At 61.5% G+C, this 21,157-nt stretch carries 17 protein-coding genes; 2 read left to right on the top strand and 15 right to left on the bottom strand.

Translation table 11 applies throughout. The features are described from left to right. Positions 1-12 precede the first annotated feature (12 nt). From ACLK1G_RS09720 to ACLK1G_RS09700, 5 genes are all read right to left on the bottom strand, one after another. Positions 13-1,389 carry an L-serine ammonia-lyase gene (locus ACLK1G_RS09720; protein WP_420765246.1) on the bottom strand — a complete coding sequence of 459 codons (1,377 nt, stop codon included), beginning with the start codon at positions 1,387-1,389 and terminating at the stop codon, positions 13-15. Positions 1,390-1,573: 184 nt separating this feature from the next. Further along, complete coding sequence (gene gcvP / locus ACLK1G_RS09715; RefSeq protein ID WP_420765245.1) at positions 1,574-4,423, bottom strand: aminomethyl-transferring glycine dehydrogenase; 2,850 nt, start codon at positions 4,421-4,423, stop codon at positions 1,574-1,576. Positions 4,424-4,433: 10 nt separating this feature from the next. Then, the gene (gene gcvH, locus ACLK1G_RS09710; protein ID WP_420765244.1) at positions 4,434-4,817 is read right to left on the bottom strand and encodes a glycine cleavage system protein GcvH; all 384 of its coding nucleotides are present in this window, start codon (positions 4,815-4,817) and stop codon (positions 4,434-4,436) included. A gap of 426 nt (positions 4,818-5,243) precedes the next feature. Continuing rightward, positions 5,244-6,752 (bottom strand): sigma-54-dependent transcriptional regulator, encoded by a 1,509-nt coding sequence (locus tag ACLK1G_RS09705; RefSeq protein WP_420765243.1) that lies wholly within the window; start codon positions 6,750-6,752, stop codon positions 5,244-5,246. A gap of 149 nt (positions 6,753-6,901) precedes the next feature. Further along, a complete protein-coding gene (locus ACLK1G_RS09700; RefSeq protein ID WP_420765242.1) occupies positions 6,902-7,807 on the bottom strand; it encodes a LysR family transcriptional regulator in 906 nt (301 codons plus the stop codon). Positions 7,808-7,919: 112 nt separating this feature from the next. Between ACLK1G_RS09700 and ACLK1G_RS09695 the strand changes: the two genes are divergently transcribed. Both ACLK1G_RS09695 and ACLK1G_RS09690 read left to right on the top strand, forming a co-directional pair. Further along, positions 7,920-8,798, top strand: a complete 879-nt coding sequence (locus ACLK1G_RS09695; protein ID WP_420765241.1) for an MBL fold metallo-hydrolase — start codon at positions 7,920-7,922, stop codon at positions 8,796-8,798. A gap of 181 nt (positions 8,799-8,979) precedes the next feature. Further along, the gene (locus ACLK1G_RS09690) at positions 8,980-9,594 is read left to right on the top strand and encodes an NAD(P)-dependent oxidoreductase (RefSeq protein ID WP_420765240.1); all 615 of its coding nucleotides are present in this window, start codon (positions 8,980-8,982) and stop codon (positions 9,592-9,594) included. Positions 9,595-9,615: 21 nt separating this feature from the next. Here the strand turns inward: ACLK1G_RS09690 and ACLK1G_RS09685 are convergent, their stop codons facing one another. From ACLK1G_RS09685 to glpK, 10 genes are all read right to left on the bottom strand, one after another. Then, a complete protein-coding gene (locus tag ACLK1G_RS09685; protein WP_212800569.1) occupies positions 9,616-9,945 on the bottom strand; it encodes a GlpM family protein in 330 nt (109 codons plus the stop codon). 25 nt (positions 9,946-9,970) lie between these two features. Then, positions 9,971-11,299: a two-component response regulator AauR gene (gene aauR / locus ACLK1G_RS09680; RefSeq protein WP_420765239.1), complete on the bottom strand. Its 1,329-nt coding sequence runs from the start codon at positions 11,297-11,299 to the stop codon at positions 9,971-9,973. Then, positions 11,296-13,197, bottom strand: a complete 1,902-nt coding sequence (gene aauS / locus ACLK1G_RS09675) for a two-component sensor histidine kinase AauS (RefSeq protein ID WP_420765238.1) — start codon at positions 13,195-13,197, stop codon at positions 11,296-11,298. Before aauS ends, aauR begins: the two co-directional genes overlap by 4 nt. A gap of 213 nt (positions 13,198-13,410) precedes the next feature. Further along, the gene (locus ACLK1G_RS09670; RefSeq protein WP_018614195.1) at positions 13,411-14,145 is read right to left on the bottom strand and encodes an amino acid ABC transporter ATP-binding protein; all 735 of its coding nucleotides are present in this window, start codon (positions 14,143-14,145) and stop codon (positions 13,411-13,413) included. Further along, the gene (locus tag ACLK1G_RS09665) at positions 14,142-14,813 is read right to left on the bottom strand and encodes an amino acid ABC transporter permease (protein ID WP_030140772.1); all 672 of its coding nucleotides are present in this window, start codon (positions 14,811-14,813) and stop codon (positions 14,142-14,144) included. Before ACLK1G_RS09665 ends, ACLK1G_RS09670 begins: the two co-directional genes overlap by 4 nt. Further along, the gene (locus ACLK1G_RS09660; RefSeq protein WP_053124568.1) at positions 14,813-15,559 is read right to left on the bottom strand and encodes an amino acid ABC transporter permease; all 747 of its coding nucleotides are present in this window, start codon (positions 15,557-15,559) and stop codon (positions 14,813-14,815) included. The genes ACLK1G_RS09665 and ACLK1G_RS09660 overlap by 1 nt, the downstream gene beginning before the upstream one ends. A gap of 189 nt (positions 15,560-15,748) precedes the next feature. Beyond that, on the bottom strand, positions 15,749-16,663 hold the full coding sequence (locus ACLK1G_RS09655; RefSeq protein WP_420765237.1) for a glutamate/aspartate ABC transporter substrate-binding protein: 915 nt from the start codon (positions 16,661-16,663) through the stop codon (positions 15,749-15,751). Between the two features lie 354 nt (positions 16,664-17,017). Beyond that, positions 17,018-18,556, bottom strand: a complete 1,539-nt coding sequence (gene glpD / locus ACLK1G_RS09650; RefSeq protein WP_420765236.1) for a glycerol-3-phosphate dehydrogenase — start codon at positions 18,554-18,556, stop codon at positions 17,018-17,020. 225 nt (positions 18,557-18,781) lie between these two features. Next, complete coding sequence (locus tag ACLK1G_RS09645) at positions 18,782-19,537, bottom strand: DeoR/GlpR family transcriptional regulator (RefSeq protein ID WP_420765235.1); 756 nt, start codon at positions 19,535-19,537, stop codon at positions 18,782-18,784. An 85-nt stretch (positions 19,538-19,622) separates the two neighbouring features. Next, positions 19,623-21,128 (bottom strand): glycerol kinase GlpK, encoded by a 1,506-nt coding sequence (gene glpK / locus ACLK1G_RS09640; protein WP_420765234.1) that lies wholly within the window; start codon positions 21,126-21,128, stop codon positions 19,623-19,625. Positions 21,129-21,157 lie beyond the last annotated feature (29 nt).

Raw genomic sequence — 21,157 nt, 5'->3', positions numbered from 1 at the left:
AAGGGGCACGCATCAGCATTCGATGATGTTGACCGCCAGACCGCCGCGGGCGGTCTCCTTGTATTTGCTTTTCATGTCGGCGCCGGTCTGGCGCATGGTGCGGATGACTTTGTCGAGGGAGACGAAGTGATGACCATCGCCGCGCATGGCCATGCGCACCGCATTGATGGCCTTTACCGAGCCCATGGCATTGCGTTCGATGCAGGGCACCTGGACGAGGCCACCGATGGGGTCGCAGGTGAGCCCGAGGTTGTGTTCCATGCCGATTTCGGCGGCGTTTTCCACTTGTTGCACGGTACCGCCCAGCACTTCGCAAAGCGCACCGGCGGCCATGGAGCAGGCCACGCCAACTTCACCCTGGCAGCCGACTTCAGCACCGGAGATGGAGGCGTTTTCCTTGTAGAGGATGCCGATGGCGGCGGCGGTCAGCAGGAATCGCACCACGCCATCTTCGTTGGCCCCGGGAATGAAGCGCATGTAGTAGTGGAGCACGGCCGGAATGATGCCCGCCGCACCGTTGGTGGGCGCGGTGATGACACGGCCGCCGAAGGCGTTTTCTTCGTTGACGGCCAAGGCATACAGGTTGACCCAGTCCAGCACGGACAGCGGATCGCGCAAGGCCGCTTCAGGGTTCTTGCACAACTGGCGATGCAACGCCGCAGCCCGGCGCTTGACCTTGAGGCCGCCCGGCAAGATCCCCTCGTTGCGACAGCCCGCCGCCACGCAATCCTGCATGACCTGCCAGATCTTCAGCAGGCCGGCGCGGGTCTCGGCTTCGGGGCGCCAGGCGCTTTCGTTGGTCAGCATGACCTGGCTGATGGACAGACCGTAGGTGGTGCAGTGGGCCAGCAGATCTTTTGCGCTCTTGAACGGGAAGGTCAGGGGCGTGGCATCTTCGACGATACGGTCGGCGCCGGCGGCGTCTTCATCCACGACGAAGCCGCCGCCTACCGAGTAGTACTCGCGGCTGCGCACTTGCAGGCCGGCGGCGTCGAAGGCGCGGAAGATCATGCCGTTGGGGTGGTAGGCCAACGGTTTGCGGATCATCGCCAGGTGCAGTTTTTCATTGAATTCGATGGGGTGTTCGCCGAGCAGGTTCAGGCGACCGCTGCTGCGGATCTCCTGGAGCCGGGCGGTCACTGTTTCGGTGTCCACGGTGTCCGGATGCTCGCCTTCCAGGCCCAGCAGCACGGCCTTGTCACTGCCGTGGCCCTTGCCGGTGGCACCGAGCGAGCCGTACAGCTCGACTTTGACGCTGGCAGTGGTATTGAGCAACTCATCACGACGCAACCCTTCGACGAAACGTGCCGCGGCACGCATCGGACCGACCGTGTGGGAGCTGGAAGGACCGATGCCGATCTTGAACAGGTCGAACACGCTTAACGACATGGTGTTTCTCCGGTTTCTTTTTATGGGATCGACTTTGAAGATGTGACTCAGGCCCTAGTGGGAGCGAGCTTGCTCGCGATAGCGGTGTGACAGTCACTCAAGTGACGACTGACAGTACGCTATCGCGAGCAAGCTCGCTCCCACAAGGGAAGTCGGAGGGCGGATGGATCGCCCCCCCTCATGGTCAAGCGTAGCTTTCGATCGACGGGCAGGCGCAGACCAGGTTGCGGTCGCCGAACACGTTGTCGACCCGACCGACTGGCGGCCAGTATTTGCCTTCGATCAACGACGCCACCGGGTACACCGCCTGCTCGCGGCTGTAGGGGTGAGTCCAGTCGCCGACGAGTTCCGCCGCGGTGTGCGGGGCGTTCTTCAGCGGGTTGTCGTCTTTGTCGAGGCTGCCGTTTTCCACCGCGCGGATTTCTTCGCGGATGCAGATCATGGCGTCGCAGAAGCGGTCCAGCTCTTCCTTGGATTCGCTTTCGGTCGGCTCGATCATCAACGTGCCGGCCACCGGGAACGACATGGTCGGGGCGTGGAAACCGAAGTCGATCAGGCGCTTGGCCACGTCATCGACACTGATGCCGCTGCTGTCCTTGAGCGGGCGCAGGTCGAGGATGCATTCGTGGGCCACCAGGCCGTTGCTGCCGGAGTAGAGCACCGGATAATGCTCTTCCAGGCGACGGGCGATGTAGTTGGCGTTGAGAATCGCCAGCTGCGAAGCGCGCTTGAGGCCCGCGCCGCCCATCATGCGGATGTACATCCAGGTGATCGGCAGGATGCTCGCACTGCCGAACGGCGCCGCGCACACCGCGCCTTCCTTGCGTTCCATGTTGGCGTGGCCCGGCAGGAACGGCGCCAGGTGCGACTTGACGCCAATCGGGCCGACGCCCGGGCCGCCACCGCCGTGGGGAATGCAGAAGGTCTTGTGCAGGTTCAGGTGCGAGACGTCGCCGCCGAATTTGCCCGGGGCGCAGAGGCCGACCATCGCGTTCATGTTGGCGCCGTCGATGTACACCTGGCCGCCGTTGTCATGAATGATGCCGCAAATCTCGCGGATGCCTTCCTCGAACACGCCGTGGGTGGACGGGTAGGTGATCATCAGCGCGGCGAGGTGCTCGCGGTGCTCGATGGCCTTGGCCCGCAGGTCTTCGATGTCGACGTTGCCACGGGCATCGCAGGCGGTCACGACCACGCGCATGCCGGCCATGTTGGCGGTGGCCGGGTTGGTGCCGTGGGCCGAAGACGGGATCAGGCAGATGTCGCGACGGTCTTCGCCACGGCTCTGGTGATAGGCGCGGATCGCCAGCAGGCCGGCGTATTCGCCCTGGGAACCGGCGTTGGGTTGCAGCGACACCGCGTCATAGCCGGTGGCGGCGCAGAGCATGGCTTCGAGCTCGTCGGTCAGTTGCTGATAGCCGGCGCTTTGCTCGGCCGGGGCGAACGGATGCAGGGCGCCGAACTCTGCCCAGGTCACCGGGATCATTTCGCTGGCGGCGTTGAGTTTCATGGTGCAGGAACCCAGCGGGATCATGGTGCGATCCAGCGCCAGGTCCTTGTCGGCGAGCTTGCGCAGGTAGCGCATCAGCTCGGTTTCGGAGTGGTAGCGGTTGAACACCGGGTGGCTGAGGATCGCCGATTGGCGCACCAGCTCGGCCGGGATGCGGCTTTGCATGCTGGTAGCCAGTGCGGTGAAGTCCGGCAGAGGCTTGCCGTCGGCCAACAGGCTCCACAGTGCTTCGATGTCAGCCTGGTTGGTGGTTTCGTCCAGGGACAGGCCCAGGCGTTCGGCGTCCACTGCACGCAGGTTGATGCGCTGGGCGCGGGCCTTGTCGTGCAGCGCGGCGGTTTGCGCGCCAGTGTGCAGCGTCAGGGTGTCGAAGAAGCTTTCTTGCTCGACCTTCAGACCCATTGCGCCCAGACCCTTGGCAAGGATCGCGGTCAGGTGATGGATGCGGTTGGCAATTTGCACCAGGCCCTTGGGACCGTGGTACACAGCGTACATGCTGGCGATGTTGGCGAGCAGAACCTGGGCGGTGCAGATGTTGCTGGTGGCTTTCTCGCGGCGGATGTGTTGCTCGCGGGTCTGCATCGCCAGGCGCAGGGCCGGCTTGCCGAAACGGTCCACGGAAACGCCGACCAGCCGGCCCGGCATGTCGCGCTTGAACGCATCCTTGGTGGAGAAAAAGGCCGCGTGCGGACCGCCGAAACCCAGGGGAACGCCGAAGCGCTGGGCGCTGCCGATGGCAACGTCGGCACCGAACTCGCCCGGAGGGGTCAGCAGGGTCAGGGCCAGCAGGTCGGCGGCCACGGCCACCAGGGCATTGGCGGCGTGGAAGCGTTCGGTCAGCTCGCGGTAGTCGAACAGGTCGCCATTGCTGGCCGGGTACTGCAAGAGTGCGCCGAAGAAGCTGCTGACGTCGCTCAGTTCGCGCTCGTCGCCCACGACCACGTCGATGCCCAGGGGCTCGGCACGGGTGCGCAGCACGTCGAGGGTCTGCGGGTGGCTGTGCACGGAGGCGAAGAACGCATTGCTGCCCTTGTTCTTGCTCAAGCGCTTGCAGAAGGTCATGGCTTCGGCGGCGGCGGTGGCTTCGTCCAGCAGGGAGGCGTTGGCGATCGGCAGGCCGGTGAGGTCGCTGATCAAGGTCTGGAAGTTCAGCAGTGCTTCGAGACGGCCCTGGGAGATTTCCGGCTGGTAAGGGGTGTAGGCGGTGTACCAGGCCGGATTTTCCAGCAGGTTGCGCAGGATCGGTGCCGGCGTATGGCAGTTGTAGTAGCCCTGGCCGATGTAGGTCTTGAACAGTTGATTCTTGCCGGCGATGGCCTTGATCGAGGCCAGTGCATCGGCTTCGCTCTGGCCGTCGTCCATGTCCAGGACGCTGGTGCCCTTGATGCTTTCCGGGATGACGCTGGCGCTCAGGGCTTCCAGGGAGTCGTAGCCCAGGCGTTCGAGCATGGCTTGCTCGTCGCCTGCACGCGGGCCGATGTGGCGGGCGATGAATTCGTTGGCGGTGCCGAGATTAACGGTCATGGTGCGCTCCTCAGGCTTCGGCGTTGGCTTTGATCAGGCGGTCGTAGGCGTCTTGATCCAACAGCTTAGCCACTGCATCGGCGTCGGTCGGTTTAAAACGGAAGAACCAGCCTTCGCCCATCGGATCTTCGTTGACCAGCTCCGGGCTGTCGCCGAGTGCTTCATTCACTTCCAGCACTTCACCGTCCAGTGGCATGTACACGCCGCTGGCGGCCTTGACGGACTCAACGGTGGAGGCCTCGTCGCCTTTGGCGTAGGCCTGCAATTCAGGCAGTTGCACAAAAACCACGTCGCCCAACGCGTTCTGCGCGAAAGCGGTAATGCCTACGGTGACGCTGCCGTCGGTTTCGGCGCGCAGCCATTCGTGATCTTCAGTGAAACGCAACTCGCTCATGGAAACTCCTGGGGCCAGATCGTCTGGTGGACGCGAAGAAAGGCGCGGGGCTTGGCCCGGCCGAATGGTTAAACCCTTAGCAAGAACGTGGCCAATGTTTAAAAGTCTTTGTTTATCAATGTATTGGATGGTTTTCCAGCGCGCTCGCTATTACAACCTGTAGCGAAAACGCTACAGCTAGTCGCCTGGAAAAAATCGTTGCGGGATCAAAGCCTTGCGCAGAGCAGGTCAGCGCGGGGTGTAGCGATATCGTTCCGCTGTAGCGCTTTCAGTACAGGTGGAGGTCGTTTTTGGCTAACTTTCAAATACGCCTCAGACCAATGTGGGAGCGAGCCTGCTCGCGAAAGCAGTTTTTCAGTCAATAATGATGTTGGCTAATATACCGCTTTCGCGAGCAGGCTCGCTCCCACAGGTAGCCGAGTAAAGCTACGGCTTCCCGGAAATACCGTACTTGCGCAACCGATGGGCAATTGCGGTATGGGAGGTCTGCAGTCGGCTGGCGAGCTGGCGAGTAGAAGGGTAATTGGCGTAGAGGCTTTCGAGCAGGTGCTTCTCGAAGCTTTCCACCGCCTGCTCCAGGCTTTCGACTTCGACGTCGCCCTGACGCGCCACGGAGGTGCCGGCGATGTCCAGGTCGCCGATATCCACGAGGCTGCTTTCGCAGATGGCGGCGGCGCGGAAGATCACGTTCTGCAATTGCCGCACGTTGCCCGGCCAGCGGTTGCCCAGCAAGGCCGGGTAAGTGCCAGGGGCCAGGCGGCAGACCGGGCGCTGGATCTGCGCGCAGGCCTGCTGCATGAAATACCGCGCGAGCAGCAGGATGTCCTGGCCGCGTTCACGCAGCGGCGGGACTTCGACATTGAGCACGTTCAAGCGATAGAACAAGTCTTCGCGGAACGAGCCTTCGTTGACCATTTTCTCCAGGTTACGGTGGGTCGCGCTGAGAATCCGCACGTTGACCTTGATTTCCCGGTCGCCGCCGACCCGGCGGAAGCTGCCATCGTTCAGGAAACGCAGCAGCTTGGCTTGCAAGTACGGCGACATTTCGCCGATTTCATCGAGGAATACCGTGCCCTGGTTCGCCAGCTCCATCAGCCCGGGCTTGCCGCCCCGTTGCGCGCCAGTGAAGGCGCCTGGGGCGTAGCCGAACAGTTCACTTTCGGCCAGGTTTTCTGGCAGTGCCGCACAGTTGAGGGCCAGGAACGGTGCGCTGTGTCGGGCACTGATGGCGTGGCAGGCGCGGGCCACCAGTTCCTTGCCGGTGCCCGTCTCGCCTTGGATCAGCAGCGGTGCATCCAGGGCCGCGACCCGTTGGGCGCGGGCCTTGAGGGTGCGTATCGCCGGGGATTCGCCCAGCAGCGCGTCGAAGCCTTCGGCGTGATCGTGGTGCAACGCCGACAGGCGTTCACCGATACGGTTGGGCTGATAAAGCGTCAGCAGCGCCCCGGCATCGGTGATGGGCGTGGCGTCGAGGAGCAGCGTCTGGCCGTTGACGGTGATTTCCCGCAGCGGCAAGCGAAAACCGTTTTCCAACAGCGCGTCCAGCAGCGCCGCGTCATCGAACAGTTCCGCGACGCTTTCCCCGGCCGGTTCACGACCGTACAGGGCGATCAGCGCCGGGTTGGCGAGCAACACCTTGCCGGCGCTGTCCAGGGCCAGCACCGGGTCGGTCATGGCGGCGAGCAAGGCATCGAGCTGCAAGTGCCGGCGCTGGCCCGGCAGGATGTCCACCACCGTGACCGCCTGCACGCCGCGCACGCTGAACAGCGCCTCGCGCAACTCATCCAGCACCTGTGGGCTGAGAGTCGGGGCGTCGATGTAGACGTTGGGCGGGACCATTTCCACCGCATCCAGGTTGAGATTGCGCCCACCAAGCAAGGCCAGGACTTCCTGGGTGATGCCGACGCGGTCGATGAAACTGACGTGGATACGCATGGGGCGGCTTTGGGCTCTGGAATGCGGAGGGTGGCAAGTATGCCTTGGGGCGGGCTAATGGTGAAATCCTGGCGCAAGGCTTAAGGCTGTACAGAGATCCCTTGTGGGAGCGAGCAAGCTCGCTCCCACAAAGGTTCCCGCAGAGGTAGCTACAACCCCACATCCCATTCAGGTGTTTCGGGAAACCTGAGTACCAGAAAATCCAGCAGGCTGCGCAACGCCGAGGGCATGTGCTTGCGTGAGGCATACACCGCATACATGTTCATCCGGCGCGGTTCGGCGTGGGGCAGCAGGCGCACCAGTTCGCCGTTCTGGATATGAGGGCCGACCTGGTAGCTGGGCAGCATCGCCACACCGGCGCCGGCTATCGTTGCCTGGAGCAAGGTGCTGGCTTCGTTGGCGCTGATGTTGCCCTGCACCGGCACCGACAGCTGTTCGCCGTCCTGCTCGAAATGCCAGAGGCTTTTGCCTACGTAGGAATGGGTCAGGCAGTTGTGCTGGCTCAGGTCTTCCACCCGTTGCGGTGTCGAATGTTCGCGCAGGTAGCGGGGGGAGGCGCAGATGACCGAACGGCAGACCGTGAGACGCCGGGCGATCAGGTTCGGATCGAGATCGTTGCTCATGCGGATCGCCAGGTCGATGCGTTCGTCCACCAGATTGACGGTGCGATCGAGCATTTGCAGGTCAACGCTCACGCCCGGGTAGCGCTGGACGTATTCGGCCATCGCACTCGCCAATTGCGACTGGCCGAACGAGGGGCTGGCGCTGATGCGCAGCATGCCCCGTGGCGCGTCTTCGGGCGTGCTGACGGCCGCTTGCATGTCGCCGCACAGCTCCAGCATCTGCCGGCAGCGGGGCAGGGTCTCCGTGCCTGCGGCCGTCAGGCTCAGCTTGCGCGTGGTGCGGTGCATCAGCCGGGCACCGACCCAATCTTCCAGCTCCGCCAGATAGCGCGATACCACCGGCCGCGACAAATCCAGGTGCTCGGCCGCCGCCGACTGGCTGCCCAGGTCCACCACGGTGACGAACACCCGCATTGCTTGTAGACGATCCATGATCTGCCCGATTTTAGAAACAAACTATGTCCCAGCATCGCATTTTTTGTACTGAGTCTGGCAACTAAGCTCCGTTCATTCCCTTGCGGGCCATTGCACAACGGAGCACCTCATGACCGGTTTCACTCTTCTAAAACGCTTGTCGCTGGCGACCGCAGCGCTGGCCATCACGGCCCAGGCCTGGGCCGCCGACTTGACGCTCGACGTCTACAACCCCGGCGCGGCGGCGATTTTCCCGGTGACTTCGGTATTGGTCAGCGGTGAAAACGAGGCGATCCTGGTGGACGCCCAATTTGGCAAAACCCAGGCCGAGCAGGTCGTGGAAAAAATCCGCGCCAGTGGCAAGCGGTTGACCACGATCTACATCAGCCACGGCGACCCCGACTACTATTTTGGCCTGCAAACCCTGGTAGCCACTTTCCCGGAAGCCAAAGTCCTCGCATCCGCGCCAACCGTGGAGCACATCAAGGCCACTGCCGATGGCAAGTTGAAATATTGGGGGCCGATCCTGAAGACCGACGCGCCGTCCAAGACGCTGGTGCCCCAAGTGCTCAAGGGCGACAGCCTGACGCTGGAAGGCAAGCGCTTGCAGGTCGTCGGCCTTGACGGCCCTCAGCCGGACCGCAGTTTCGTGTGGATTCCGTCGATCAAGGCGGTGGTGGGAGGTGTGGTGGTGGCGGAGAACATTCACGTCTGGATGGCCGATACCCAGACGCCGCAATCCCACCAGGATTGGCTGGCGACGCTGGATAACATCCAAAAGCTGCAACCGACCACCGTGATCCCCGGCCATTACCTGGGCGAAAGCGCTCGTTCCCTGGCGCCAGTGCGCTTCACCGCCGATTACATCAAGGCCTTCGACGAAGAAACCGCCAAGGCCAAGAATTCCGCCGCACTGATCGCCGCCATGAAACTACGCTATCCACAGCTGGGGGAGGACAGTTCCCTGGAGCTGAGCGCCAAGGTGGCGAAGGGCGAAATGAGGTGGTGAAACCCGAACTTTGATCTGGACGCTTTTGGGGCGAGGGAGCTTGCTCCCGCTCGGCTGCGAAGCCGTCGCAAATACCGGGTCTGCTGCGCAGCCCAGCGGAAGCAAGCTCCCTCGCCACGAACGTGTTCATGGTTCTAGAACGCGTTGAAGTAATCACTACGAATAACCATAGGAGAATCCCATGAGCACCATCGCAATCATCGGCGCTACAGGCCGGGCCGGCAGCCAACTGCTGGAAGAAGCCTTGCGCCGTGGTCACAGCGTGACGGCCATCGCCCGCAACACCGGAAAAATCGGCACACGGGCGGGAGTGGTCAGCAAGCAGTTGGACGTACTGGACAGCGAGGCACTGACCGCAGCGGTAGCAGGCCACGACGTGGTCATCAGTGCCGCGCATTTCGCCACGGTGCCGGCCGACAAGGTTGTCGCACCGGTGAAGGCCGCCGGAGTCAAGCGACTGCTGGTTGTGGGCGGTGCCGGTTCGTTGTTGTTGCCGGATAACAGCCGCGTGATCGACAGCAAGGGCTTCCCGGAGGAATACCTGGCCGAAGCCACGGCCGGAGCGTTGTTCCTGGACGTGTTGGGCAAGGAGCAGGACCTCGATTGGACCTTCCTTTCGCCCTCGGCGGAGTTCGTCGAAACCGAACGCACCGGCCAGTTCCGCGTCGGCAAGGATCACTTGCTGTTCGATAACGCCGGGCGCAGTTGGATCGGCTTCGCCGACTACGCCATTGCGATGATCGATGAGGTCCAGGCGCCGCAGTTTTCGCGGACGCGGTTCACTGTCGGCTATTGAGCCATCGATCCGTGCAGCGAATCAGCCGTGGATCCTCACCCAGACACTGACCAGCACCGTCGCCGCCATCAACCAGGCGACGGCAGCCACGGCCAATGACGCTTCGAGGCGCATCCGGTCGACCATCACGTACAGCGTCGCGAGATAGACGAAATACGGAATGATCGACCACATGCCGAACACGATGGTGGTCTTCAGGTCATCCACCGAGCGGCCCTTGCCGACGATGTAGTGGGCAATCAGCGCAAAGGTCGGAAACAGCGGCACCAGCCCGGCGATGTAATAGTTCTTGGTCTTGGCGAGCATCGCCAGGATGACGACAACGGCTGCGCCGAGCGCGGCCTTGAAAATAAGATCCACAGGTTCATGTCCCAGGTCAGTGGCTCAAGCCATATTTTTTGACTTTGTCGAAGAGCGTGGTCTTGGCCATACCCAGTTCCTGGCTGGCCTGGGTCAGGTTGCCGCCGCTGCGTTGCAACGCATCCACCAGCAGGTTGCGCTCGAAGGCTTCAACCGCTTCGGCGAAGGCCAGGCCTTGGCTGCCGGTGCTGGTGCCGGCTTTCTTGAACGCCGGCAAGCCCAGGGCGTAACGTTCGGCGACGTTGCGCAGCTCGCGCACGTTGCCCGGCCAATCGTGGCTCATCAGGTTCGACAGAGTGTGGTTGTCCAGCTCCGGTACGGTACGGTCGAAGCGCAGGGACGATTGCTGGAGAAAATGTTCGAACAGTTGCAGGATGTCTTCGCGCCGCTCCCGCAGGGGCGGCAGCTCCAGCGTCACCACATTGAGGCGGTAATACAGGTCGCTGCGGAACTGCCCGGTCCGACCCATTTCGTCCAGGTCGGACTTGGTGGCGGCAATCACCCGACAATCCACGGCCACGCTCTGGTTCGACCCCAGGCGTTCGAGGGTGCGTTCCTGCAACACGCGCAATAGCTTGATCTGCAAGGGCAGGGGCATGCTCTCTACTTCATCGAGAAACAGCGTGCCGCCATCGGCATGCTCGATCTTGCCGATCCGGCGCTTACCCGCGCCAGTGAAAGCGTTGGCCTCGTGGCCGAAAATCTCGCTTTCAAACAGGTTCTCCGGCAGGCCACCGCAGTTCAGCGCGACGAACTGCTTGTCGTGACGCCGGCTGAAATCATGCAGGCAACGGGCGACCAATTCCTTGCCGGTGCCGGTTTCGCCTTCGATCAACACGTTGGCTGAGGTGTCGGCGACGTTGGCGATCAGCTCGCGCAGGTGCTGCATGGCCGGCGAGCGGCCGATGATGCGGCCTTCCAGGGAATCACGCTCGGCCAGTTGCCTGCGCAGCGAAGAAACTTCCCGGGCCAGGCTGCGCTGTTCCAGGGCGCGGCGTGCAACGTCCACCAGGCGCTCGGGGGAGAACGGTTTTTCCATGAAATCGTAGGCGCCTTTCTGCATCGCGCCTACGGCCATGGAAATATCGCCGTGGCCGGTGATCAACACCACCGGCAGGCTGCGGTCCCGGGCCTTGAGACGGGTCAGCAGTTCCAGGCCGTCGATGCCCGGCAGGCGGATATCGCTGATGACGATGCCGGCAAAATCATCGCCGACCCGCTCAAGGGCCTCTTCGGCGCTGCCCACGCCAATGCAGGGAATATCTTCCAGGCTCAAGGCCTGCTGGCAGCCCAGCAGGACGTGGGGGTCGTCTTCGACGATCAATACGCTCAGGTCGTTGTTCATAGCGGCTCGGCAGGTAAAAGGCTTACCAACGGTAAACTGAGGATAAACGTGGTGCCACCATCCTCCGGATGCTCGACTCCCAAATGTCCGCCGGCGGCGGCACACAGGCTTGCCGAAAGCGTCAAGCCAAGGCCCAGGCCTTGTTCGCCGGGTTTGGTGGTGAAGAACGGTTCGAACAGATGCTTGCGAGCCTCCGGGTCGATGCCGTGGCCATTATCCCGCACCCGCAGACGATATTTGCCATCGCTGCCTTGGCCTTCGAGCCACAGCTTCGGCGCGGGTTGTAGCTGCATCGCGTCAAGGGCATTGCCGATCAGGTTCACCAGGATCTGTTCCAGGCGCGTCTGGTCGATCTGGACCTGAACGTCTTCGAATGCCGTGTGGATCTGGATGTCGAGTTTTTCAAGGCGCGCGCCCAGCAATTGCAGCGCGGCCCCGACAGCCTTGCCCAGGCTCGCCCGGCCCTTGTCGTCGCCGCGCCGGGCGAAGGCGCGCAGGCTGGCGGTGATCCGACCCATGCGATCGATCAGGTCGTTGATGGTCCTGAGATTGGCGCTGGCGATATCCAGCTGGCCCCTTTCCAAAAAGCGCACGGTATTGCCCGACAGGGTGCGCAGGGCGGCCAAAGGCTGGTTGAGTTCATGGGCGATGCTGGTGGACATCTGGCCGATGGCCGCCAGCTTGCCGGCTTGCACCAGTTCGTCCTGGGCGCGCCGCAAGGTCTCTTCGGCCTGCCGTCGTTCGCGGATCTGGCCCTTGAGCCGTTCGTTGCTGGCCCGCAGGTCGGTGGTGCGTTCGGTAATCCGACGTTCGAGCTGATTGTTGGCCTCTTGCAACGCTTCGCGAGCGGCGAGGCGGGTGGCGATGACTTTGCGACGTTCGTTCCAGGCGATCAGCAGGAAAGCCACCAGGGCAAACGCCACGGCCACCAGAATGCCTTGGTTGATCGCTTGGCGGCGCAGGTCTTCGAGCGGGGTCAGTAACGTGAAATTCCACGGTGTGTCGCTCAGCGGCCGGGTCTGGGAAAGGTAGCTGGTGGCGCGCTGGTCAGCCGCGATTTCGGTGTTGGCGGGGAAAGTCAGCTTCTCCATGCCCTCGGCCAGCCGTTCCCGCGCCAGAGGGATCAGCTCGTTGAGCGGGAACCAGTAATATTGCAGGCTGCGGGCCAGGCGCTCCTTGGTTTCGTCGCTCAGCGGACGCACCGATTTGAGCCGCCGCGCCGGATCGCTGGAGAGGATGATGATGCCGTTCTCATCGCTGACGAAGGCTTCCAGGCGGGCCCGCTGCCAGCGCTCCTCCATGGCTTCGAGGCGGACCTTGACCACGGCCACGCCGATGATCTTGCCTTGTTGCTCCAGGCCATGGGCCAGGTAATAACCGGGTTCGCCGCTGGTGCTGCCGATGCCATAGAAGCGCCCCGGCTGGCCGCGCACGGCGTTCTGGAAATAGGCGCGGAAAGACAAGTCTTCCCCCAGGTAGCTGTCGACGTCGCGCCAGTTGCTGGTGGCCATGACGCGGCCGGTGGTGTCCATGACGTAGATGGCCCGGCTGCGACTGCGCCGGTTCAGGCCCTCAAGGTATTCGTTGACGATCTTGCGATGCTCGGGCGTCGGGTCGTCGAGCAATTTCGAGACGCTGGATTCAAGTTCCAGCAGGCTGGGCAAATAGGTGTATTTGCTGATTTCGCTTTCCACCGCGCGGGCGTGCAGCTCCAACTGACGCTCGCCATTCTCGGCAAGGCCGCGAATGCCATAGTGCTCGCTGATCCAGAAGCCGAGGTAACCCAGGCCGATCATCAACGCAATGACCAGCGGCGGCAGGAACAGATGGCGGATCAGGCGGGGTTTCACGGCGAGTGATGGCGGTGCGGCGCGATAAAGAGTGGGGTCGCATTTCATCACAGAAGCCTTGGGTCAACCAGTGTGGCGGCGGTCGTCCTTCGAACGCGGTCCTGTGGCGAGGGAGCTTGCTCCCGCTCGGCTGCAAAGCAGCCGCAAAACGGTTCATGCGGTATGCCAGAGACATTGCATTTCCGGTTTAGGGCCGCTGCGCGACCCAGCGGGAGCAAGCTCCCTCGCCACAAGGACAAGCGCGCCTAGAAAAGGCGATGCTTAGTGCTGCAGAATCTTCTCAAGGAAATGCTGTGCACGTTCGGAGCGGGCGCTGATGTCGCCGAAGAACTCTTCTTTCGGGCAGTCTTCGATGATCTGGCCCTGATCCATGAAGATCACCCGGTTCGCCACTTTGCGGGCGAAGCCCATTTCGTGGGTCACGCACATCATGGTCATGCCTTCGTGGGCCAGTTGCACCATCACATCGAGCACTTCGTTGACCATTTCCGGGTCAAGCGCCGAGGTCGGTTCGTCGAACAGCATTACCACCGGGTCCATCGCCAGCGCACGGGCGATCGCCACGCGCTGCTGCTGGCCGCCGGAGAGCTGGCCCGGGTGCTTGTGGGCGTGGGCCGACAGACCGACGCGCTCTAGCAGCTGCAGGCCTTTCTTGGTGGCTTCTTCCTTGCTGCGGCCCAGCACCTTGATCTGCGCGATGGTCAGGTTCTCGGTGATGGTCAGGTGCGGGAACAGTTCGAAGTGCTGGAACACCATGCCCACCCGCGAACGCAGTTTCGGCAGGTTGGTCTTCGGGTCGGCGATGGACGTGCCATCGACCACGATGTCGCCTTTCTGGAAGGGCTCAAGGGCGTTCACGCACTTGATCAGCGTGGACTTGCCCGAACCCGACGGCCCGCACACCACCACAACCTCGCCTTTGCTGACCTCGGTGCTGCAATTGGTCAGTACCTGGAAGTCCCCATACCACTTGTTGATGTTTTTGATAGAGATCATACGGCGAACCTTTTTTGCAGACGCTTGACCAGCAGCGAGGCGGCAAAGCTGATTGTGAAGTACACGAGACCTGCGATGATCAGGAACTCATTGGAGCGGCCGATGATGTCGCCATTGGCTCGCGAAGCATTGAGGAAGTCCACCAGACCGACCGTGTAGACCAGCGAGGTGTCCTGAAACAGGATGATGCTCTGTTGCAGCAACAGCGGGGTCATCTTGCGGAACGCCTGGGGCAGGATGATCAGGCGCATGACCTGGCCATAATTCATGCCCAGTGCCTGTGCCGCGCCCATCTGGCCCTTGGGGATCGACTGCACGCCGGCCCGGACGATTTCGCAGAAGTACGCCGCCTCGAACATCATGAACGCCACGACGCAGGAGCCGAACGCGCCGATCGGCGTGTCTTCGCCAGTGATCCAGCGCAGCACGAACGGGACCGCCAGGTAGAACCAGGTGATGACCAGCAGCAGCGGGATCGAGCGGAAATAGTTGACGTAGGCGCCAGCGATGTTGGAGATCAGCTTGTTGTGGGACAGGCGCATCAGCGCCAGGATCGTCCCCAAAATAATCCCACCGACGACACCCAGGGCCATCAGTTTGAGAGTCATCACCATGCCGTTCCACAAGCCGGGAATGGCCGGGATGATGCCTGTGAAGTCGAATTCCATTATTTACCCCCCACGGAGATCAGGCCGGGCACCGCGACTTTCTTCTCGACCATGCGCATGAGCAGCATCAGGCTCATGTTCAACGTGAAGTAGATCAGCGTCGCCAGGGTAAAGGCTTCGAACAGGTTGGCCGAGAATTCGGCGGTCTGCTTGGTCTGCGCGAGCAGCTCCATCAGGCCGATCAGCGACGCCACGGAGGAGTTCTTGAAGACGTTGAGGAATTCCGAGGTGAGCGGCGGAATGATGATCCGGTAGGCCTGGGGCAGCAGCACGTTCCAATAGATCTGCGGCAGTTTGAAGCCCATGGCCCGGGCAGCGGATTCCTGGCCGCGCGGCAGCGCCTGGATGCCGGTGCGCACCTGTTCGCAGACCCGCGCGGCGGTGAACAGGCCCAGGCACACGACGACGCTCAGGTAGGCCGAGGTGGTCGGGTTCAGGTCCTGCTTGTACCACTCCTGCATGTCGGCGGGCAGCAGGTCCGGCACCAGGAAGTACCAGATGAACAGTTGAACCAGCAGCGGCACGTTACGAAAGAGTTCCACGTAGCAAGTCGCGATGCCCGATACCAGCCGGTTCGGCACGGTACGCATCACACCCAGGATCGAGCCCAGCAGCAGGGCAATGATCCAGGCGACGACGGCGATGGCGATGGTCCAGCCCAGGCCGGCCACGTACCAGTCGAGATAAATCTCGCTGCCCACGCCGGTGGACTTGAAGAACACGCCCCAGTCCCAGTTGTAATTCATTAGGGTCTCCCCTCAGATCGTTCGATGTACAAGTATCTGCAGGGGGAAATCCTTTCCCGCCCAATCTTGAGGATCGGGCACACACTCACGGCTCGACTTACCGTTGCGAGTGTTTCCTTTGGTTCCAGCAGGGAATGACACACTCCTGGAAAGGGCCGCGCCCTTCCAGGAGGTAAGGTTAGTCAGAAATCAGGATTTCTTATCGTCAGCCGCTTTATCGGTCGGGTTGGCGATCAAAGCCTTGAGCTCGTCGCTCATCGGGAAGTTCAGGTTCAGATTTTTAGGCGGGATAGGTTGGGTGAACCATTTGTCGTAGATCTTGTTGATCTCGCCAGACTTGTAGCTGGCGACAATGGCGTCATCGACAACCTTTTTGAACGGCTCGTCGCCCTTACGCATCATGCAGCCATAGATTTCGTAGGATTGGGGAGTACCGGTTACTTCCCAGTCGGTCGCCCTCTTGGCCTTGGCGGCTTCGCCGGCCAGCAGGGCGTCATCCATCATGAACGCAACGGCACGGCCCGATTCCAGCATCTGGAAGGATTCGCCGTGGTCCTTGGCGGAGATGACGTTCATGCCCATTTGCTTGTCGGCATTCATCGCCTTGAGGATGCGCTCGGACGTGGTGCCGGCGGTGGTCACGACGTTCTTGCCCTTGAGATCGTCGAAATCCTTGTATTTGGAATCTTTCTTGGAGAGCAGCCGGGTGCCGATCTCGAAGATGCCAACCGAGAAGGCGACTTGTTGCTGACGCTCGACGTTGTTGGTGGTGGAGCCGCACTCCAGGTCCACGGTGCCGTTCTGCACCAGTGGGATGCGGGTCTGCGAGGTGACCAGGTTGTACTTGACCTGCAGGTTCGGCACGTCCAGCTCTTTTTTCAGGGCTTCGACGACTTGCAGCTGGATGTCATGGGAGTAGCCGACGGGCTTGCCGGAAGCGTCCGCGATATAGGAAAACGGAATGGAGGCGTCGCGGTGGCCGAGCGTGATGACGCCGGACTCTTTGATCTTTTTCAGCGTGCCGGTCAGTTCGGCTGCGAAAACCGGAGTGCTGATCAGAGCGGCAGCAACGGCTGCGCCCAGGAGATGGGGAACGATGCGCATCGATGTTTCCTCGACATTGTTTTTTTTGTATTCGGCCGGTTCACCGGCCCTGAGTGCTTCGAATGCCTGAAAGCTCCTGTTGTGTTGGCGTAACAGGCGTTCGTCTCCACGAGTGTAGAGCATGACTCGTGCCAGGCCAGTGGCCTATCACTATCATGTTGTTTTTAAAGGAAATTAATGTTTTGTTTCAGCTTTTTGGTCTTTTGTTTATCCGGTTTGCCGAACTGACCGCTGGGTTGTGTTCGGAAAACCGAATGGCTTGAGCCCCACTAATCCGTGGGATAGGCGGTGTGTTCCAAAATGCAAAAAGCCCCTGGATCGTAGATTCAGGGGCTTTTGGTCTTGCGGGTACTGTCACGCCGCTTCAATCTTGCGCCGATTGTGCTCGACCTTTTGCAGATACTGCTGGAGCTTGTCCTGCTCTGCGGCGGTGGTAAACAAGCCCAGCTTGCTGCGGCGCCAGAGGATGTCCTGGGCATCGATGGCCCACTCGTCGCTGCACAGGTAATCGACTTCTCGGGTGTAGAGGCCTGCGCCGATGTGCTCGCCCAGGTCGACGAGGTTGTGTACGCCTTCGAGCATGCGCCAGGTGCGGCTGCCATACGTGGTGGCCCAGCGGCGGGCGATGTCGGTCGGCAGCCAGTCGAACTTGTCGCGAATCGCCGAGCACAGCGCCTGCGGGGTCGTCATGTTTTCGCCCCCCGGCAAGGTTGCCAGGGCGGTCCAGCTTGGACGCATCTGCGTAAAGTATGGCGCCAGTTGCGCCATCGCCGATTCGGCCAGCTTGCGGTAAGTGGTCAGCTTGCCACCGAATACCGAAAGCAGTGGCGCCTCTTGACCTGCGGCGGAAAGCGCCAGGGTGTAATCCCGGGTTACGGCGGAAGGGTTGTCGGACTCGTCGTTGCACAACGGCCGGACGCCGGAATAACTGTGCAGGATGTCGTCGCGGCTGACCTGTTTCTTGAAGTGGGCGTTGACCACTTTCAGTAGGTAATCGGTTTCGCCTTCGGTAATCGCGACCTTCGCCGGATCGCCGGTGTATTCGCGATCTGTCGTGCCGATCAGGGTGAACTGGTTCAGGTAGGGGATGGTGAAGACAATGCGCTGGTCCTCGTTCTGGAGAATATGCGCATGCTCGCCTTCGTAGAGTTTCGGAACGATCAAGTGGCTGCCCTGAATCAGGCGGATACCGTAAGGCGATTCCATCTTCAGGTCGTCACGAATGAACTTGGCCACCCACGGGCCGGCGGCGTTGACCAGGGCCTTGGCCTGGATCGAAAACAGGCTGCCGTCGGCACGCTCCAGATGCAACTGCCACAGGCCCTTGCTGCGACGGGCGCTGACGCAGCGGGTGCGGGTATGGACGTGGGCGCCTTTTTCCCGCGCCGCCATGGCGTTGAGTACCACCAGCCGGGCGTCGTCAACCCAGCAGTCCGAGTATTCGAAGCCCTTGGTGATTTCGCTTTTCAGTACGCTGTCAGCGCCAAATTTCAAACTCCTGGAGCCGGCGAGCTGCTCACGCTTGCCCAGATGATCGTAAAGGAACAGGCCGGCGCGGATCATCCAGGCGGGGCGAAGGTGCGGCCGATGGGGCAGCACGAAGCGCATCTGCTTGACGATGTGTGGGGCTTTGGCCAGGAGGACTTCGCGCTCGGCCAGCGCTTCGCGCACCAGGCGGAATTCATAATGTTCGAGATAGCGCAGGCCGCCATGTATCAGCTTGCTGCTGGCGGAAGAAGTATGGCTGGCGAGGTCGTCCTTTTCGCAAAGGAACACCGAAAGGCCGCGACCGGCCGCGTCCGCAGCGATCCCCACGCCATTGATGCCGCCGCCTATAACGGCGATGTCATAGATCTCTGCGAGAGGGGGCGTAGGCAAGGTGGTAGTGGGCATCGGCTGGCCTCGGGCTCTTTTCGAAATATTTGAATTCGAACATTAATGTTCATTTGCGAAAAATACTAGCCCATAAAAACGGCGACGGCCAGTTGGATTCGATTGAAAATACTGATCGAATGCCGCCGAAAGGAAAATTTTCGAACAAAAAGAGAATTGCGGAATGCTTCTGTGGCGAGGAGATAAACTTCCTCGCCACCAGGGTTCTGGGCATGGGGCGCGGAGCTAGACCACTTCCAATCGAATCTTGTGCTGGGTCAGCAGATGCGCCAGGGCTGGCACGGGCTGCTGGTCGGTTACCAGGCAATCGATCAGGCTGATCGGGCCCAGGCGGACCATGGCGTTGCGCCCGAATTTGCTGGAATCTGCTGCCAACAGCACCTGCCGAGCGTTGGCGATGATGGCTTGGGACACCCGCACTTCCTGGTAATCGAAGTCCAGCAGGCTTCCGTCCTCATCGATGCCGCTGATGCCCACCAGGGCGAAGTCGACCTTGAACTGGCTGATGAAGTCGACACTGGCCTGGCCAACCACGCCGCCGTCGCGTCGCACATTGCCGCCGGCGATCAGGACTTCGAAATCATCCTTGGCGCTGAGGATCGACGCCACGTGCAGGTTGTTGGTGATGACTTTGAGGTGGTTGTGATTGAGCAGCGCCCGGGCGATGGATTCGGTGGTGGTGCCGATGTTGATGAACAGCGACGCGTGATCGGGAATCTGGGCGGCGATGGCTTCGGCGATGCGTTGCTTCTCATCGCGCATCTGGTCCGCGCGCATGGCGTAGGCGGTGTTTTCCACGCTTGAATCGTAAGCCGCGCCGCCGTGATAGCGGCGCAACAGATTCGCTTCCGCCAATTGATTGATGTCGCGGCGGATGGTCTGTGGGGTGACGACGAATAATTGCGCCATTTCCTCGATGCTGACATAGCCGCGTTCGCGGACCAGTTCGAGGATTTGTTGCTGGCGGGGAGGCAGATTCATGGGGCTTCCTTTGGGCTGCCATTCAAAATTTGCCCATGATGCCGCAGGAATCCCCTCCCGACCAGTTTCAGAACTTTAACGGGCCTTATTCGGCGTCTTCGTGGGGCTCCCAATCGCGGGTGCGGCTGACGGCTTTTTTCCAGCCAGCGTAGAGTTTTTCCTTGGCTTGCTCGTCCAGTTGCGGTTCGAACTCACGCTCGATTACCGCTTTGCCGCGCAGTTCTTCCAGGCTGCTCCAGAAACCGCACGCCAAGCCGGCCAGGTACGCTGCACCGAGGGCGGTGGTTTCGCGCATTTTTGGGCGTTCGACCTGGGTGCCAAGGATATCCGCCTGAAATTGCATGAGGAAGTTGTTGGCCACCGCGCCGCCGTCCACGCGCAAGGACTTGAGGCGCTCGCCGGAGTCTTGCTGCATGGCGTCGAGCAGATCGCGGGTCTGGTAGGCGATGGATTCGAGCGTGGCCCGGATAATATGGTCGACCCGCACGCCACGGGTCAGGCCGAACAGCGCGCCACGGGCATAAGGGTCCCAGTACGGCGCGCCCAGGCCAGTGAACGCCGGGACCAGATACACCCCATTGCTGTCCTTGACCTTGTTGGCGAAGTACTCGGTGTCGAGCGCATCGTTGATGATCTTCAGTTCATCGCGCAGCCATTGGACGGTAGACCCGCCATTGAACACTGCGCCTTCCAGGGCATAGGCCACTTCACCGCGAGGGCCGCAGGCGATGGTGGTGAGCATGCCGTGATTGGATTTGACCGCTTTGTCACCGGTATTCATCAGCAGGAAACAGCCGGTGCCGTAGGTGTTTTTCGCCTGGCCCGGTTCCACGCACATCTGGCCGAACAGGGCGGCCTGCTGGTCACCGGCGATACCGCCGATGGCGATGCCGCTCTTGGTGCGGCCGTAGATTTGCGAGGACGATTTGACCTCCGGCAGCATTTCCCGAGGGATGTTGAGGATGTCGAGCATCTTCGCGTCCCACTCCAGCGTATGGATGTTGAAAAGCATGGTGCGCGAGGCGTTGGTGTAGTCGGTGACATGGACCTTGCCGCCGGTAAATTTCCAGATCAGCCAGCTGTCCACGGTGCCGAACAGCAACTCGCCGTTGCGTGCGCGCTCGCGGCTGCCTTCGACGTTATCCAGGATCCACTTGAGCTTGGTGCCGGAGAAATACGGATCGGTGACCAGGCCGGTGGCTTCGCTGATGTATTGCTCATGGCCGTCACGCTTGAGCTGCTGGCAGATTTCAGTGCTGCGCCGACATTGCCAGACAATGGCGTTGTAGATCGGCCTGCCGGTCGACTTGTCCCAGACCACCGTGGTTTCGCGCTGGTTGGTGATGCCGATGGCGGCGACCTGGTCGTGATGCAGCCCGGCCTGGGCAAGCGCTTCGACCATGACCGCGCTCTGGGTGGCGAAGATCTCCATCGGATCGTGTTCGACCCAGCCTGGCTGTGGGTAATGCTGGACGAATTCTCGTTGGGCCGTGCAGACCACGTTGGCGTCACGGTCGAAAATAATGGCACGTGAGCTGGTCGTGCCCTGGTCGAGGGCAATGATGTAGTTCTTATTCTCAATGTCGGTCATGTCGATTGCCTTGGGACTTAGGTAACGTA

This window comes from Pseudomonas algeriensis (genome assembly GCF_048847255.1).
Lineage (GTDB): Bacteria > Pseudomonadota > Gammaproteobacteria > Pseudomonadales > Pseudomonadaceae > Aquipseudomonas.
This window is presented reverse-complemented; position numbering and strand designations above follow the sequence as displayed.

What these genes read in the sequence shown, in the direction of transcription:
- ACLK1G_RS09720 (WP_420765246.1), bottom strand. Translation starts at nt 1,389, where the DNA reads ATGTCGTTAAGCGTGTTCGACCTGTTCAAGATCGGCATCGGTCCTTCC.
- gcvP (WP_420765245.1), bottom strand. Translation starts at nt 4,423, where the DNA reads ATGACCGTTAATCTCGGCACCGCCAACGAATTCATCGCCCGCCACATC.
- gcvH (WP_420765244.1), bottom strand. Translation starts at nt 4,817, where the DNA reads ATGAGCGAGTTGCGTTTCACTGAAGATCACGAATGGCTGCGCGCCGAA.
- ACLK1G_RS09705 (WP_420765243.1), bottom strand. Translation starts at nt 6,752, where the DNA reads ATGCGTATCCACGTCAGTTTCATCGACCGCGTCGGCATCACCCAGGAA.
- ACLK1G_RS09700 (WP_420765242.1), bottom strand. Translation starts at nt 7,807, where the DNA reads ATGGATCGTCTACAAGCAATGCGGGTGTTCGTCACCGTGGTGGACCTG.
- ACLK1G_RS09695 (WP_420765241.1), top strand. Translation starts at nt 7,920, where the DNA reads ATGACCGGTTTCACTCTTCTAAAACGCTTGTCGCTGGCGACCGCAGCG.
- ACLK1G_RS09690 (WP_420765240.1), top strand. Translation starts at nt 8,980, where the DNA reads ATGAGCACCATCGCAATCATCGGCGCTACAGGCCGGGCCGGCAGCCAA.
- aauR (WP_420765239.1), bottom strand. Translation starts at nt 11,299, where the DNA reads ATGAACAACGACCTGAGCGTATTGATCGTCGAAGACGACCCCCACGTC.
- aauS (WP_420765238.1), bottom strand. Translation starts at nt 13,197, where the DNA reads ATGAAATGCGACCCCACTCTTTATCGCGCCGCACCGCCATCACTCGCC.
- ACLK1G_RS09670 (WP_018614195.1), bottom strand. Translation starts at nt 14,145, where the DNA reads ATGATCTCTATCAAAAACATCAACAAGTGGTATGGGGACTTCCAGGTA.
- ACLK1G_RS09665 (WP_030140772.1), bottom strand. Translation starts at nt 14,813, where the DNA reads ATGGAATTCGACTTCACAGGCATCATCCCGGCCATTCCCGGCTTGTGG.
- ACLK1G_RS09660 (WP_053124568.1), bottom strand. Translation starts at nt 15,559, where the DNA reads ATGAATTACAACTGGGACTGGGGCGTGTTCTTCAAGTCCACCGGCGTG.
- ACLK1G_RS09655 (WP_420765237.1), bottom strand. Translation starts at nt 16,663, where the DNA reads ATGCGCATCGTTCCCCATCTCCTGGGCGCAGCCGTTGCTGCCGCTCTG.
- glpD (WP_420765236.1), bottom strand. Translation starts at nt 18,556, where the DNA reads ATGCCCACTACCACCTTGCCTACGCCCCCTCTCGCAGAGATCTATGAC.
- ACLK1G_RS09645 (WP_420765235.1), bottom strand. Translation starts at nt 19,537, where the DNA reads ATGAATCTGCCTCCCCGCCAGCAACAAATCCTCGAACTGGTCCGCGAA.
- glpK (WP_420765234.1), bottom strand. Translation starts at nt 21,128, where the DNA reads ATGACCGACATTGAGAATAAGAACTACATCATTGCCCTCGACCAGGGC.